Source organism: Bacillus sp. FSL L8-0528, from assembly GCF_038593085.1.
Classification (GTDB): Bacteria; Bacillota; Bacilli; order Bacillales; family Bacillaceae; genus Bacillus; species Bacillus paralicheniformis.
On the sequence record NZ_CP151961.1, the window covers coordinates 1,991,652 to 2,007,805 of the forward strand.

Annotated in this window: 13 protein-coding genes; 5 read left to right on the top strand and 8 right to left on the bottom strand. The window is 43.9% G+C overall.

The genetic code is table 11. The annotated features are described in order from the left end of the window. Nucleotides 1–125: 125 nt before the first annotated feature. Nucleotides 126–2,480 carry a nitric-oxide reductase large subunit gene (locus tag MHI30_RS10215; protein WP_075754613.1) on the top strand — a complete coding sequence of 785 codons (2,355 nt, stop codon included), beginning with the start codon at nt 126–128 and terminating at the stop codon, nt 2,478–2,480. A 44-nt stretch (nt 2,481–2,524) separates the two neighbouring features. Here MHI30_RS10215 and ric read toward each other — a convergent pair whose 3' ends face one another. Further along, nucleotides 2,525–3,238: an iron-sulfur cluster repair di-iron protein gene (gene ric, locus MHI30_RS10220; protein WP_065643182.1), complete on the bottom strand. Its 714-nt coding sequence runs from the start codon at nt 3,236–3,238 to the stop codon at nt 2,525–2,527. Between the two features lie 165 nt (nt 3,239–3,403). Here ric and MHI30_RS10225 point away from each other — a divergent pair, with 165 nt between their 5' ends. From MHI30_RS10225 to MHI30_RS10240, 4 genes are all read left to right on the top strand, one after another. After that, nucleotides 3,404–3,775, top strand: a complete 372-nt coding sequence (locus tag MHI30_RS10225) for a DUF1360 domain-containing protein (RefSeq protein WP_020451642.1) — start codon at nt 3,404–3,406, stop codon at nt 3,773–3,775. Nucleotides 3,776–4,202: 427 nt separating this feature from the next. After that, nucleotides 4,203–5,750: a cellulase family glycosylhydrolase gene (locus tag MHI30_RS10230; RefSeq protein WP_075754720.1), complete on the top strand. Its 1,548-nt coding sequence runs from the start codon at nt 4,203–4,205 to the stop codon at nt 5,748–5,750. 98 nt (nt 5,751–5,848) lie between these two features. After that, nucleotides 5,849–6,106 (top strand): YnfE family protein, encoded by a 258-nt coding sequence (locus MHI30_RS10235; protein WP_075754615.1) that lies wholly within the window; start codon nt 5,849–5,851, stop codon nt 6,104–6,106. Nucleotides 6,107–6,132: 26 nt separating this feature from the next. Next, entirely contained in the window at nt 6,133–6,639 is a 507-nt protein-coding gene (locus tag MHI30_RS10240; protein WP_075754617.1) for a GNAT family N-acetyltransferase, read from the top strand. Between the two features lie 348 nt (nt 6,640–6,987). On the opposite strand, the gene MHI30_RS10245 is transcribed toward MHI30_RS10240, so the two are convergent. The 7 genes from MHI30_RS10245 to MHI30_RS10275 form a co-directional block, all read right to left on the bottom strand. After that, nucleotides 6,988–8,130, bottom strand: a complete 1,143-nt coding sequence (locus MHI30_RS10245) for a choline esterase (protein WP_075754619.1) — start codon at nt 8,128–8,130, stop codon at nt 6,988–6,990. Between the two features lie 699 nt (nt 8,131–8,829). Next, complete coding sequence (locus MHI30_RS10250) at nt 8,830–9,747, bottom strand: NAD(P)/FAD-dependent oxidoreductase (RefSeq protein WP_075754621.1); 918 nt, start codon at nt 9,745–9,747, stop codon at nt 8,830–8,832. Between the two features lie 48 nt (nt 9,748–9,795). Continuing rightward, entirely contained in the window at nt 9,796–10,686 is an 891-nt protein-coding gene (locus MHI30_RS10255) for a class I SAM-dependent methyltransferase (protein ID WP_075754623.1), read from the bottom strand. A gap of 104 nt (nt 10,687–10,790) precedes the next feature. Further along, on the bottom strand, nt 10,791–11,192 hold the full coding sequence (locus MHI30_RS10260) for an RrF2 family transcriptional regulator (RefSeq protein ID WP_011198022.1): 402 nt from the start codon (nt 11,190–11,192) through the stop codon (nt 10,791–10,793). 414 nt (nt 11,193–11,606) lie between these two features. Further along, nucleotides 11,607–13,013: a right-handed parallel beta-helix repeat-containing protein gene (locus MHI30_RS10265; protein ID WP_065643178.1), complete on the bottom strand. Its 1,407-nt coding sequence runs from the start codon at nt 13,011–13,013 to the stop codon at nt 11,607–11,609. Nucleotides 13,014–13,150: 137 nt separating this feature from the next. Continuing rightward, complete coding sequence (gene brnQ / locus MHI30_RS10270; protein WP_142238638.1) at nt 13,151–14,467, bottom strand: branched-chain amino acid transport system II carrier protein; 1,317 nt, start codon at nt 14,465–14,467, stop codon at nt 13,151–13,153. Nucleotides 14,468–15,012: 545 nt separating this feature from the next. After that, nucleotides 15,013–16,071, bottom strand: a complete 1,059-nt coding sequence (locus MHI30_RS10275) for an NAD(P)-dependent alcohol dehydrogenase (protein WP_075754627.1) — start codon at nt 16,069–16,071, stop codon at nt 15,013–15,015. Nucleotides 16,072–16,154: the final 83 nt, after the last annotated feature.

The following is a 16,154-nucleotide window of genomic DNA, read 5'->3' on the forward strand; positions in this document are numbered from 1 at the left end:
CAGATGGAAAGCCTGTTTTTATTTTGTTCACAAATCCGCCATCATTTAAGTGATCTGGTTCACAACCGGTGTGCTGCATATCCAGTATCTTAGGACATGCAAAATCAAAAAAGGAGTGAACCGCAATGGAAGTTCAAAGAAAGACAGTGCCCGTTAAAAAAGCATCAAAAAACGGTTTTTTGAAATCTGTTCTCGTCTTTACTTTAATCGTAAGTTTTTCGGTGCTGCTTCTGGGAGGCTATTGGATCTTCAAAGGACTTGCACCAAGACCTGTTGAAGTGTCCGGGCCAAACGGAGAGGTGCTCATGACAAAATCGTCCATTTCGGGCGGTCAGGCCGTATTTCAAAAATACGCGCTGATGGACTATGGCACGATTTTGGGGCACGGATCTTACATGGGGCCTGATTACACGGCCGAAGCTCTGAAAATCTATACGGAAGGGATGCAGGATTTTAAGGCGGAAGGAAAATACGGCAAGCGCTTTAAACAACTTTCAGATGAACAGCAGTCCACCATCCGGAATCAAGTCATCCGCGAAATGAGAAAAAACCGTTATAATCGCGCGTCAGATACATTGAAGCTGACAGATGCTCAGGTCTATGGATTGCAGCAAGTGCGCGATCATTACCGCAAAGTCTTTACAAAAGGAGACGGCTGGGGGCTTGAGCCTGGTTTAATTAAAGAAAGCCACATGCCTGAACACGACAGAGCGTGGGTAGACAGCGAAGACCAAATCACGCAGATCTCCGATTTTATCTTTTGGACGGCATGGCTTTCCAGTACATTAAGGCCTGGCGACGACATTACGTACACGAACAACTGGCCGTATGATGAAGATGCCGGAAACACGATGTCATTTGCCGCCGTTTGGTGGAGCGGTGCAAGCGTCACCATCCTTATTTTATTTGTCGGCATTATTTTATTCGTGTTTTACCGTTACAAGCTTGGAATGAAAGAGGCTTACCAGAAAGGGGCGTTTCCGGTATTTGATTTGGATAAACAGCCGCTTACGGCGTCACAGGTTAAAACCGGAAAATATTTCGCCGTTGTCTCGCTGCTGTTTTTTGTTCAGGCCATGTTCGGAGCTTTGCTTGCCCACTATTATATTGAGCCGGACAGCTTTTTTGGGATCGATTGGATCAGGGAGCTGTTGCCATTCAGCATATCTAAGGGATTTCACCTCCAGCTGGCGATCTTCTGGATTGCGACTTCATGGCTCGGCATGGGCATTTATGCGGCGCCGCTTGTCGGAGGCCGCGAGCCGAAAAGGCAGGGGCTGCTTGTCGACATTCTGTTTTGGGCGCTGATCGTCCTTGTCGGCGGAAGCATGGCCGGCGAATGGCTCGGAGCAAAAGGCCTTTTAGGTAACAACTGGTTCTTATTCGGCCACCAAGGAATGGAATATATTGAACTCGGCCGCTTCTGGCAGGTCATTCTCGCGCTCGGCATGCTGATATGGCTGTTTATCGTCTTCAGAGGCATTAAGAGCGGTCTCAAGCGGGAGTCTGATAAAGGCGGTTTGATTCATCTGCTGTTTTATTCTTCGATCGCCATTCCGCTGTTTTACGGTGCTGCCTTTTTCTTTAATCCCGGCACAAATATTACAATGTCGGATTTTTGGCGGTGGTGGATTATCCATCTTTGGGTGGAAGGGATTTTTGAAGTCTTTGCCGTCGTGGTCATCGGCTTTTTGCTCGTGCAAATGAACCTGGTCACGAAAAAATCGACCGTCAGAACGCTCTATTTTCAACTGACGATTCTGCTGGGGAGCGGTGTCATCGGAATTGGGCACCATTACTATTACAACGGGTCTTCCGAAGTTTGGATCGGCCTCGGTTCCGTCTTCTCATGTCTGGAAGTCATCCCGCTTACCCTGCTTGTATTGGAAGCTTATGAACAATACAAGATGATGAAAGACGGCGGCCATCACTTCCCGTATAAAGCAACGTTCTGGTTCTTGATTTCAACGGCGATCTGGAATCTGGTCGGTGCAGGGGTATTGGGCTTTTTGATCAATCTGCCTGCTGTCAGCTATTTTGAGCACGGCCAGTTCCTGACACCTGCCCACGGGCACGGGGCGATGATGGGCGTGTACGGCATGTTTGCCATTGCCGTCTGGCTGTATACGCTGCGCAATATCGCCAAAAAAGAAGCATGGAATGATAAATGGCTGAAAATAGCCTGCTGGTCGCTGAACATCGGCCTGTTCGGAATGGTGTTTATCAATTTGCTGCCGGTCGGTTTTCTTCAATTGAAAAAAGCGTTTGAAGACGGGTACTGGAGCTCAAGAGCGCCTGAGTTTTTACAGCAGGATACGGTGCAAACGCTGCTGACTTGGAGGGCCGTGCCGGATACGATCTTTTTAGCTGGAATCGTGATTTTGGTCATATTCAGCATCAGAGCATTATTCCATCTCCGCAAACCGACGCATCAGGAAGGAGAAGCGCTGCCAGTTAAAGACATTGCTTCAGATGAATAGATAAACAAAAAGACAGAGGAAGTGAAATCCTCTGTCTTTTTGTTTTATTGATTGGCTTCCGCTTCAAGCCGCGGGAACAAAATATTGTTTTCCAGGTGAATGTGCTGAAAAAGATCCGTTTCTAATTCATCAAGCTTTAAGTAAGTCAGTGTATATGTTGTGCATGCCCCTTCAGGAAGGGTATAGTCATTGGTCACTTTTCTCAGTTCCTTTAGAATGCTGCCTGCGGCTTCATGCTCTTGTTCAAGGACGTCGATCGCCTGAACCGCTTCTGCAAGGCTGTCCATTGATCGCGTCTCTTCATAGGCCGTCACTTTCGGGAAAATGAGTTCCTCTTCCTGGAAGAGGTGATGTTCCAGTTCAGTTTTCAGCTGATGGAACAATTGATGGACCTGGGCGAGTTCCGGATGATGGATGCCGTGAACCCTGTAGACTTTTGTGACAAAGCCTGACAGTTCAGGAAGCACCTCATACAGGTAAGCATGGTGCGTATGAATCACATGGTCGATCAGCTGTGAATACGGGGCTTCACTCCAGTTCGTCTCTTTTGCGTTCAATGCCTTTGTCTCTTGATATAATGTATTGATTCTTGCTAAGATTTCTTCTTCATTTAAATCCTGTTCTTTTATCGCTTCACCGATCGGGCGGTTGCCCCCGCAGCAAAAGTCGATGCGATATTCTTTCAGCAGCCGGCTGGCTCTTGGAAAACGCGTAACAATATCACCTGTTTTTGTGTTTTGATCAAATCCTGCTTCCATTTGTAAAACCTCCTGAAGTGTTTTTTATGCTATGGGTTAAATGTAACGGGTTCACCGATGGAAAATCGTGATCTACATCACATTCGGAAAAAATGACAGAAAAAGCAATAACTCAGAAGAAATCGGGAAATAGCTATAGATAACTTTTCATGTTGGAGGCCCGCAATGGAGCATTTATCCTGGCTTACATTTACGATGCTGATTCTCGCCAGTTACCGGTTAACTCATTTGATTGTTTTTGACAAGATCACGGAGTTTATCCGGAAACCGTTCATGAAGAAAAAGCAGACGGTTGATGAACAAGGGCATGTAGAAACGAAAAAAGTGCCGAAATCAAACTTCGGCTATTTGCTGAATTGCTATTGGTGCGCAGGGATATGGTGCGCTTTGATCATTGCTGTCGGGTATCTGATTGTCCCAAAAACGATATTCCCGTTGATTTTGATTTTATCGGTCGCAGGGGGGCAGGCGATTCTTGAAACGTTTGTCGGTGTCGCAACAAAACTTGTCAGCTTTTTCTCCGATTTAAAGAAATAAACCATTCCTAGCGGATGGTTTTATTTTTTTGTCAATAAAGTGACACAAACAGCAGAAAGAACGTGTCGGTTTTATGAACTTTTTGCAGCGGTTTTTTCCCGGCTGCCGCATTTAATGGTGAGAGGAGACGTTATGTTGAAGTGAATCAAGTTTTTAAAATTTCGAATTGAAAGAAAAAGGATGCGCAAAGTCCCCGGCTATACTTTCTTTAGCTTTTCATCAGTAGCATTCAGGCCTTCCATTTCATACGAAAAGAGGAAATAGATAGATTTTCAAAACGGAAAAAAACAAGAAATATGGTTGATAGACAATCAATGAATAGTTTTTTTACAATCAGTTCGTGCTACAAGCCAAGAAAGGGGTGAAAAATGTCTGCCAGAAAGTATTTTTGGAAAATAACATCATTGGAGGAAAAAGAATGTCATATATGAAACGTTCCATTTCTGTCTTCATCGCCTGTTTCATGGTAGCGGCACTCGGCATCAGCGGTATCATCGCACCTAAAGCGTCTGCCGCTTCTCAAACACCCGTTGCTGTAAACGGGCAGCTCACCTTGAAAGGTACGCAGCTCGTCAATCAAAACGGAAAAGCGGTTCAGCTGAAAGGAATCAGTTCCCACGGTCTGCAGTGGTATGGCGATTATGTCAACAAAGACTCGTTAAAATGGCTGAGAGACGACTGGGGCATCAATGTTTTCCGCGCGGCTATGTATACTGCTGAAGGCGGCTATATTGACAATCCGTCAGTTAAAAACAAAGTGAAGGAAGCCGTCGAAGCGGCAAAAGAACTCGGAATCTATGTGATCATCGACTGGCACATACTGAGCGATGGCAATCCAAACCAAAACAAAGCGAAAGCTAAAGAGTTTTTCAACGAAATGTCGAGGCTTTACGGCAAGACGCCAAACGTCATTTTTGAAATTGCCAACGAGCCGAACGGCGATGTCAACTGGAACCGTGACATTAAACCTTACGCTGAAGACATTCTGTCCGTGATCCGCAAAAATTCCCCGAACAATATTGTGATTGTCGGAACAGGCACTTGGAGCCAGGATGTCAACGATGCGGCGGACAATCAGCTGAAAGACGGCAATGTCATGTACGCGCTCCATTTTTATGCGGGTACGCACGGTCAGTCTTTGCGGGATAAAGCCGATTATGCACTAAGCAAAGGAGCGCCGATTTTCGTCACAGAATGGGGAACGAGCGATGCTTCCGGAAACGGCGGGGTCTACCTCGACCAATCCAGGGAGTGGCTGAAATATTTAGACAGCAAAAAAATCAGCTGGGTAAACTGGAACTTGTCCGACAAACAAGAGTCATCAGCAGCTTTAAACCCCGGCGCCTCTAAAAAGGGAGGATGGTCGCAATCCGACTTGTCCCCATCAGGTAAATTCGTCAGGGAAAACATCCGCAGCGGATCAAACGGTTCGTCAGGAGACACTGGATCGGATTCGAAAGGGTCAGATCAAAAAGACCAAAAAAAGGATCAGGATAAACCAGGTCAAGACAGCGGCGCTGCAGCCAACACGATAGCAGTACAATACAGAGCGGGGGACAACAATGTAAACGGCAACCAAATCCGCCCTCAGCTTAACATTAAAAACAACAGCAAAAAAACCGTGTCTTTAAATCGAATCACTGTCCGCTACTGGTATAAAACGAATCACAAAGGACAAAATTATGACTGCGACTATGCCCAAATCGGCTGCAGCAAAATCACGCACAAATTCGTCCAATTAAAAAAAGCGGTAAACGGAGCAGACACGTATCTTGAAGTAGGATTTAAAAACGGTACATTAGCGCCGGGTGCAAGTACAGGCGAAATCCAGATCCGACTTCACAATGACGACTGGAGCAATTATGCCCAAAGCGGCGACTATTCATTTTCTTCAGGTTCAAACACGTTTAAAAATACGAAAAAAATCACGTTGTATGAGAACGGAAAGCTGATTTGGGGTACTGAACCTAAATAACGGCACTTTAACGGACACCGGATTTGGTGTCCGTTTTCGTATATATTATAATGGAAGGAATGAAGAATATTTTTGTAAATATGAAAGGAGATGGATGTATGAATGAAACATTGCAGCAATACATGATGCTCGTCAAGGAACACTACGACACGATCAATGGATCGGATTACGCAGGCAAAGAGGAAGACATTGAAAAGAGAAAAGAACAAATCGAGCTTTACGCCAAAACGCTCCAGCAAGGCTTTTCAACAGATGACGACTATGATGAATTCGCAGATGCCGTTATTAAATGCGCATACGGAGATCTGACGATGGAAGAATTGGAAACGGTTTATCAGGAATTAACGTCTCCATAATCAATAAAATAAGGGGGAGAAGAACCATGAAAGACACGATCATGAAGACAGACCGACTGATTTTGCGAAAAATGAGGCGCGATGACGCCGAAAACCTGCTCGAAATCTTTTCTGACCCGACAGCCATGGAATATTATCCATCGACAAAGAATGAAAAACAGACATTGCAATGGATCGACTGGACGCTTGAAAACTATGAAAAACACGGAACCGGCCTGTGGGTTGCCGAACATAAACAAACAGGCGAATTTCTCGGCCAATGCGGCATCGTGCCACAGGAAGTCGAAGGATCGGACGAAATGGAAATCGGCTATTTGTTTAAACGGAGCGTCTGGAAAAACGGCTATGCAACCGAAGCAGCATCAGCATGTAAACAATATGGATTTGAGTCATTTCATCTGAAAAAAATCGTATCTTTACCTGATGCGAAAAATCTGCCGTCCAGAAAAGTAGCCGAACGAATCGGCATGACTTTAGAAAAAACGATACATAAATGGGGAAAAGAAATTGCCGTATATTCAGTTTACCGATAAATTTTTTTATTCTGTCTCACTAACTTGAGTATACTTTGAGATTGAGACAGAATTTCTTTTCGATCCTTAACTTCCGAGAATATATATTATGTAAACTAGAAAGAAATGAAGGTTAGGATTATACAATGTTCCTCCTGTACGACGGTTCTTTGACATAACCCATTCTTCTCAAACTCCTTCTCCTTTAACTTATAAAAATTGATCTCTTTTTGTGATCATCTTTGTACAAAAGAATAGAAAACAATGCCTGAAATATGAGAGAGCCGATAACCGCGTAATAGGGTTATCGGCTTTGTGTCTGTACGGCTAACTCTTTGACATGCGTTTATCAGCAACCTCTCGGTTATGTCACTTGTTGCTGGTCTTCTTGATCAAGTCCACGCCATCGTATGCCAGACTTTCCACACTTGCAGCCTTCAGCAGTATGTAATGATCAAAAAAGTTCTTCGTATAGTCTGTAACAAGATTTCGCATCTCCATAGCATCCCGTTCACCTCTGAGTTCCTCATTAACACTAACACTGGTAAACACGATGTCGCAGTAATCTAAATGCGCAACACGATCAACAGAGAAATAATAGGTTTCCATGCTATTGTTAGCGCCAATTATCGCATTCATGTTATAGTTAGGTTCACAAAACAGTAGCAAGAAGGGTTTCTTAAGGTCGCTGTCGAGAAGGCCGAACGCACCGCTATCCAAGCCAATCCCGCAGGCGAACCGGTCGTCGTCCCGGCAAACAATCGCCGTCGTAGGCCCTCCATAAGAATGTCCGACTATGCCCATGCCGATGTCAAGCAACAATCTGCCCTTAAAGATGGAATTCAGTTCTCCAGAGTCCAGTTTGTAAAGATAATCGGCTACATACCTTACATCTTCTGCCTGTAACTCACTATACTCTGTTAACTTGGCAAGTATCGGCAGTGTAAGCACGTTATGGCACATCTCAATGGCAGTTTCATCGTCAGGCCGCATCTCCATCTTACCAGCCAACGCCAGCATCTCCGGATCTTCAGAAAACGCCATAATGACATCCGAAAAATCCTTTGATACATTAAACAGGCGCCCATCTTTACGCTTATACATCGTGCTATTCTGATGGCCGATGCTTACCACAACATATCCCATGCTTGCCAAGTCTGTACAGATCACTGTACCCCATTCTGGAGAACCGCCCCCGCCGCAAACATAGAATAATACCGGATAGCGCTTTTCCTTCCCGGAGAGAGCAAGGTCGTCGTAACACTGGGTCTTGATATCTATAGAGAAAACATCCTTCAACGCAGTGACAAGTGGCTGCTCATTAAACATCTCGTAGACTTCAGGAAACATGTACGTTGATGTAGTCTTACCTTCGCTACTGTCGGACGGATAGTACACAAACGCCGTCAGTTCTCTTTTTGAGTGATCTGATGCCGTGTACTCAAAATCCATCTGGGTTCGACCGACAGTATAGCCGCCAATTGGTTCTGGAAATGCGTCATAAGTTTTCATTTTCTTATTCCCCCTTAATTAATAAAAGTGGCGAATGTGAAATACATACATTGCGCTATAAGCGCTTTTCAAAACTGTGAAACTATTACATCCTATCTTCAGTGAATCATATCTACTCCTTGGCTTTCTTGAGATCGCTAACAATTTCAGATATATGATTCCCAATAATTATTTCCAAACTTGCTGCTTCTTTTAATGTTAATGGGTGAATATATGTGCACACCTCTTTTAACAAGATTTTTCTATAAAATTTCGACAAGGTTCTACAATAACCTTCTATGAATATTCATAATATCTCAGTAATAGTGCATCAGTCGTTCAGAATGGATCCAGTTTTACTTTCCCAAATAATAATGGATCCACTTTTACTTTCTGTAAAGAGAACATAAGAGTGGATCCATTAAATGATAAAATACTTATTTGACTAGTGTTTACAACGCATAAAATGGATCTATGTTTACTTCCTTGTATAAAAAAACCCCATTAAATTAGGGTTTTTTTGAACATATGACACCAAGTTTTTCAACGAACTGTTAATCGATAACTTTAGTTTATTGTTCACAGAACGGTTTATCAAATGACGAATAAAAAAACAGCTACCAGGCATTTCACCTCTACATATGTCAACATACACCCCTATTTTCTTCTGACCTAAAGTATGGCTCTTTTAATTTTGGACATTTGAGTATCAGAAAGTTTTCATCCGTTTTGCTCCCAAGCCTCCAAATTCAGTTCATTGTTTATGGCCGCGGCGGCCATAGCACCCATCGAGGCGGCGACAACGGCTTGATGCAATTTCGTAGCTGCATCGCCTGCACTATAGATGCCCGGTATATTCGTTTTCCCAAAGTTATCAACGACGACCGTTCCCGATTCTGTGATGTCACATCCTATGGCTCGCGGTAAATCCGATCCTGTCACAAGTTCCGTTTTAAAAAAGATTCCCTTACATGGAATTGTCGTCCCGTCTTCGAGAACGACTTGTTGCACGATCCCGTCGTCTGAGTCGATGCATCGAATCGGCGCTTCGAATACAGGGACGCGATGCCGGCTGAGCTCCTCGCACTGCTCGTCCGTCAGTTGATGGGGGCCGTTCGTGCAAATCGTAAAACGGTTCGTCCATCCTGATATGAGAGAAGCGAAGTGCATGGCCTCGTCCCCCTTGGTAATGATCACTAGAGGCTTATCCCTTAATTCCCAGCCATCACAGTACGGGCAGACGAAGGCGCTCTTCCCATAAACCTCTGCCAGCCCTGGAATATCTAGCGGCTGATCCTTCATTCCGACGGCAAACAGCACTTTCTTGCTTGCAAAAGTGTTTCCTTGCGCAGTTGTCATTTGAAAATGACCGCCGGTTTTTGTAATCGACACAGCTTTATCCGCTATAAAAGACACGGAGGGATATGCACTGATCTGTTCCTTTGCAATTTGCCGAAATTCACTTGGGCTTATTCCGTCACGGGTAAGAAATCCGTGAGCTTTGCGAGTAACGGCGTTGCGTGGCCGGCCCGCATCGATCACTGCAACATTTTTCCTTGCGCGCCCAAGAACAAGGGCGGCATTCAACCCTGCTGGACCTCCGCCAATAATCGCTACATCGAGAAGTTGTTTTTTCATGTATTTAAGAACCTCCATAGATCTTTAATATCTATAATTGCTGTGTCGTCATGAATTCATGTACATGTTCTGATTCTGTAATCGGATCAGAACTTTTCCAAAACGGCCGCCCTGTCGGATTTCCACCTTGTCGTTTGGATAAGTCCGTTCCAAATAAGCGGCGGTGATTTTCCGGTTGCGATCGTCCGCAGGCAAACCAAACATTCTCAACCAGTCCATAACCTCATTGAGCGCCGTTTCCCTGGATACCTCCCTCGTTTTCATTTCCCGGGTTACGAGTGATTCATAGGTATAACCTTTTAGAAACAATAAATGGAGCAAATAGGCCATCTCCGAATGTTCATTTTTAAGGGGCTGATCTGAAACCAGCGGCCAAATCTCATTCAGAAGACTGTGCTCCCGAGAGCCGGCTGACAGACTGATATAGCAAAACTGCCGTGCGCAGCTCAGCACCTTCTTTACGCTCTCCCAATCAGCAATAGCCGGGCACATGGAGACAAATACAAAATCAAAAGCATTTCCCCATCCCTTTGCTTGGATATCTATGTCTTCGAAAGGCTCAGCTACAATCTTAACCTTCCCGTTTGTTATTCCTGTTATATTTTCTTTCATCAGCTCGACTAAAGGAAGACTAGGCTCCACGGCGGTAACTTCGGCCCCTCTCTCTGCAAATGGCACTGTAAATCCGCCCGAGGCTGCTCCAATATCTAAAATAGAGGTATCTTTAAATGTCGCCCCCTGCCCTTCCAGCCATTTCATAATCCGTTTTGTCCTTTTCCTCCCTTCTTCGTTAAACGCTTGCTCATTGAATGACTTTGCTCTAAGGTCAAAATGGTGTACTTTATCCATTCCGGCTTTTTTCATTTTGTTAACCGCTGTCTGCTGATCTTCCTTCCAAGCTTCTTCCCAAACGGTTTCTTTAAAAAATTCGTTTATCAAGATCCATAACTCCTTTCATTTTTTGCTGTAAAATCAATGATTAAGGCTTAACAGACTTTAAAGACACTTTATATCTTTGATAGTCTTAAAAAAATAACTGCGGTTCACAACTCAACAGTTATTTTTTTGGCAAGGTCAGATATTTTTTGTTGTCTCAAATAATTCTCCATTTCATCTTCTGCAGATACCATCACCTTCTGAATCACACATTCTGATCCATGGTTCAAGTTGCAATCGAACAAGGAGGCTGTACCTTCAATTGCGTGAATAATATCAAGAAACGAAATGTCTTCCCAATTCCGCTTTAGCCTATATCCGCCATTGGCGCCTGAAGCGGATTCAATCATTCCCGCCTTGGCCAGCTTCGTTAAAATTTTCGATAAATACGTGGGCGATACCTCTTGCCGTTCTGCCAACTGCTGTACACCGACAAATGTATTTGGGGCGCCTGCTGCAAGAAAGAGCATAGTGTGAAGGGCATAGTTCGTTGCTTTCGAATACTTCATAGCGCAGTTTTTCACCTCAATCATAGACTTTACTTATCCATGATAGCTTTTATATTTAGGCAATGTCAAGTTTTTCATACTTTTTTCCACACTTCTGCAGGATCAAAAGGAAAGAAACAACCGAAGCCCGATCTACGTACAACATTCATAAAAGGGAACTCCAGATTTTCAGGTAGCTGAAAAGGCTATCACATGAAACAATGATTCGGGGTCAACTAGTGAGAAAAAATCTTCTCTTGTTTGACATTAAAGAAATTAGTGAACGGGTATCTTTCTAACATTCATCCGCTCTTTTGGCTGTATTCAGAAGGCAATCCATAGATTAATTTTGCAGTTTAAAAATCCCCAAAGCTACGCTGTGAAAGCAGCTTTGGGGTATGGGGAATTCTTTTAGCATGTTCGGTGTTTCGCACTTTACTCAATCACAGAGCAAGCCGGTGAATCAGGATCTAATGTAAAGTCATGAGATGACTCGTCGCGATACATCGGATCGGCATAAATCGAGTCTTGATCTTGATTTGTTGCGTTTTGATACGGCGAAAACGAGTCGTATTCATTCTGTTTCCAAATCCATAGTCCGTCTTTGCCGGATTCCTTGTGGTACACGTTATGATTCACTTTATTTCCTTCATTTTTCGTAAAATCGTTTGCGATAAATATTCGCGAATCGCTTGCTGTTATGATGTTTTTTTCGATTGTATTGTTTTTTGTATCATACTGGAGCAAAAGCTGTCCGCCATCCAGCCCCTTTGTATCATTGCGGTAAATAATATTGTGTGCAATGACAGAATGGCTGGTGCCTCCCCGCTTTTGGTCGTATCCGCCGATAGAAATGCCCGTATACGCATTCTCATACACTTTGTTGTCGGTTATTTGAATATCATCAGCATATTTCCCTTTATGTTCAGACGTTGCTTCAATTCCGATATCGTTGCCGTAGACCGTATTTTCCTTAATATCAATGCTTTGTCCTCCGTCAACATAAATTCCGCCCGCAGAGTAGTCATCACCATAGGCAGGATTTCCGTAAGTGGAGTTATTGTAAACCGTGTTGTTTTCTACGATACCGTTGCGCACAAAATCGTTTTGAGCGGCCGTTCCTTCATATCCGATCAGATCAATTCCGATGTTGTTATTGTCGCGAACCACATTGCCTCTCACCGTGAAACCGTCAATGTTTCCGTTCAGCACAACCGCTTCACTCGCTCCGAGTGTCAGCTTTTCAACCGTATTGTCCTCGATCTTAATGTCTTTCATGCTGCCGGAGCCATAGACGGCAATCCCGTGGGCATTGCCATCATCCGCTGTTGTTTTTATATCCCGGACGTGATTGTTTTTAATGGTAATATGACTGCTGGATCCTGAAACATAAATTCCCATGGCGGTTGCTTCTTCCGATGAAACGGAAAGGTCTTGAATCGTCAGGCCGCTGATTGTGATGTACTGTTGATTGTGAATCTGAATGAGCGGTGTTTCATATTCAGCATCCTGAATAGATTCTCCGCTGATGACGACTTTTTCATTCTCATAGTTTTGAAATGTGATAGGCTTTTCAGCCGACCCGCTCTTCTTCACATCAAGCGTTTCATGATACGTGCCTTCCCGAATCATAACAGTTGTGCCGGGGACCGCTTTTTTTGCTGCATGTCCCAGAGTTCGAAACGGCTTTTCTTTCGTTCCTTCATTTTGATCATTTCCATCGGGGGAAACATACAAGCTGTTAGCCGGTTCTGCTTCTTTTGCTCCGGTCTTATCGTAAGCAAAAGCGATGATAACAGAAACTAAAATACACGCTGATAAAATAAAATACCATTTTCTCATACTCAGCTCTCTTTTCTTTTCAAAATGGATAAACTAACACCATTATAGAATATCCATTTATGGAAAACCATCGCAAACATTTGAAAGAAAAAGGCAACCCTGTAATCAAAGGGTTGCCTCCATGTTTATGAGTTCATTCAGCACTTCCGCAGTCTATGAATAATATAGCCGCCTATTCCTCCTAAAATCGACGGAAGCACCCATCCTAATCCGATGTCATACATCGGGAGAAACTGATTGAAAAATTGATTAATAGCTGCAATTTTGAGTCCGGCAGCATTCAGGCCGTCAAACAGGCTGATGATAAAGGTCAATATCAGACTGCCTTGATACACTTCCCTCTTCCCTTTAAACAAAGGATGTAAAAATGTTAAGAATATTAAAGAAATCGCAATGGGATACAAAGTTGTTAAAACCGGCATTGAAACGTTAATCAGCTGTGTTAATCCTATATTTGCTACAAGGGTGCTGAACATTGATAGAATGACAGCAATTTTTTTGTAGGAGATGTTTGGAAACAAGCCGTGGAAAAACGAAGAGCATGCTGTGATGAGTCCCACACTTGTTGTCAGACATGCCACCGTGATCATTAAGCCCAAAAAAACGGAACCATATGGTCCGAAATAATAGGATGAAACCTTCGCTAAAACCTCGGCTCCATTTTCTAAAAGACCCAGTTTTTCAACGCTGGAAGCCCCCATATATGAAAGCGCTGAATAGATCAGAGCCAGGAGCGCCGCTGCAATCGCCGTCGATTTTGCACAAACGATCATGAGCTGTTTTTTGGAGACCGCTCCCTTCTCTTTCATGGCGTTCACAATGATGATTCCAAAAACAAAAGCGACGAGGGCATCAAGTGTAAAGTAACCTTCTTTGAACCCTTTAAAAAATACGTGTGATGCATATCCTTCAGACGGAGCTTGAAAGCTTCCGATTGGATGAATAATTGCCGTAACGACGAGCAATCCGATAAATGTTAATTTAATAGGAGTTAAAAATTTTCCGATTACATCGATAATTTTAGTTGGATTCAGGGACAGCAAGCAGGCCACTGTGAAAAATAATACGGTAAATATGATTAAGGCAACAGGGCCCGCATCATTTGATAAAAAAGGTTTAACCCCTATTTCAAACGACACATTACCGGATCTGGGAATCGCGAAAAAAGGGCCGATTGCTAAATAGAGAACCGTCGTAAATACAATGCCGAACAATGGATGCACACGACTGGCCAGAGACTGCAAATCATTTTTTCCTGAAAAAACGAATGCCGTAATGGCGAGTAAGGGCAATCCGACTCCGGTCACTAAGAATCCTGCATTGGCTGTCCATACATTCTCTCCGGCCATCTGACCAAGCATAGGCGGGAAAATGAGATTTCCTGCACCGAAAAATAATGCAAACAGCATTAATCCTATGATTAGGATAAATGAAAAAGGAATTTTTTTTGCCATGATGAGTCCTCCGATTCGGGTTAAGCTATTAGTGTGTTTTTAGTAGTCAGCAGTGTAGCACGATAAAAATTTCATAAATAAATGTCCTGAATTATCAGTAAATATTAAATAAAAGTACTATCCTACTATAGTAGGTGTTGCTTGTATTGTCAAAGGTTTCGTCTGTATAAAAAACTGCGTCATGCTCTTACTTTGAAATGGATTTACAAGTTTGTTGCAACATGTAAAAATAATAACGAAAAGGAAATTCACATTTGGGAGGTTGTGAAATGCCATTAGGGCCTGCAATCATTTCGGTATTAATCGTATTCGGCATCGTATATGTTATTATGAGAGCGGTAAGAAAATCTAATTGATGGGAGAACGTCTCAGCTCTGACTTTTTTGTCGCCTAAGCTGCTCTTTTTCAGAGTGCCAAGCCCGCCAATTTCCAAGCGAGACACATAGAATGAAGCTGTATGTCCATCCGCTCCGCTGAAATTGCCGGATCATGCGAAAAAAGGCCAGTCAAATAAAATGACTGGCCTGTCTGGTATTCAATATGATTTACAAAGTGGAGATATCAATCACGAATCGATAACGCACATCGCTGCGAAGTACGCGCTCATACGCTTCATCTACTTGGTCCGCTCCGATGACTTCAATCTGCGGAGCTATGCCGTGTTCAGCAGCGAAATCAAGCATCTCTTGTGTCTCGCGAATGCCGCCGACTAGCGAACCTGCAATGCTGCGGCGGCCCATAATTAAGGAAAACACACTGTACTGATCCGGTTCTGCCGGTGCGCCGACGTTAACAAGTGTTCCATCTACGCGAAGAAGTGATAAATAGGCATCAACGTCCAGATTGGCGGACACCGTGTTTAAAATGAGGTCAAAACGGCCGGCCATTTCAATAAATACAGCAGGATCACTAGTTGCAAAATAATGGTCTGCGCCAAAACGCAAGGCTTCTTCTTGTTTATTCAAAGAGCGGCTCAGGACCGTTACTTCTGCCCCCATGGCATGCGCGAATTGGATGGCGACATGGCCGAGTCCCCCCATTCCAACAACGGCAATTTTCTTGCCGGGACCTGCGTTCCAATGCTTCAAAGGAGAGTACGTGGTGATGCCCGCGCATAAGAGCGGGCTGGCAGCATCCAAGTTCAGACTGTCCGGAATGCGGACAACGAAATCTTCTTTGACCACGATGCACTGGCTGTAACCGCCGTATGTCGGATGACCATCGTAGTCTAAACAGTTATATGTTTGGATCACGCCTTTCGTACAAAATTGCTCCTCTCCGCTTCGACAGTATTCACATTCGCCGCAGGAATCAACGAAGCAGCCGACCCCGACGCGGTCGCCGACAGCAAATTTTTTAACGTCTGGCCCTACTGCTTTGACAACGCCGGCGATTTCATGTCCCGGAACCATTGGAAAGATTCCGCCTCCCCATTCATCGTACGCGCTATGGATATCCGAATGGCAAATGCCGCTGTACTTAATGTCGATTAACACGTCATTTGATTTTAATTCCCTTCTTTCAATTGTGGTCTGTTCAAATTTTGCTTTGGCACTCCGAACACTCAGTACACGGGTTGAGATGTTTTGCTGCTGATTACACATATATATCTATCCTTTCTTACGTCATATCGCGCCAATTCATCGAGAAGAGGTGCAAGTTAAGGTTAAACCTTAAAGTTCGCTTT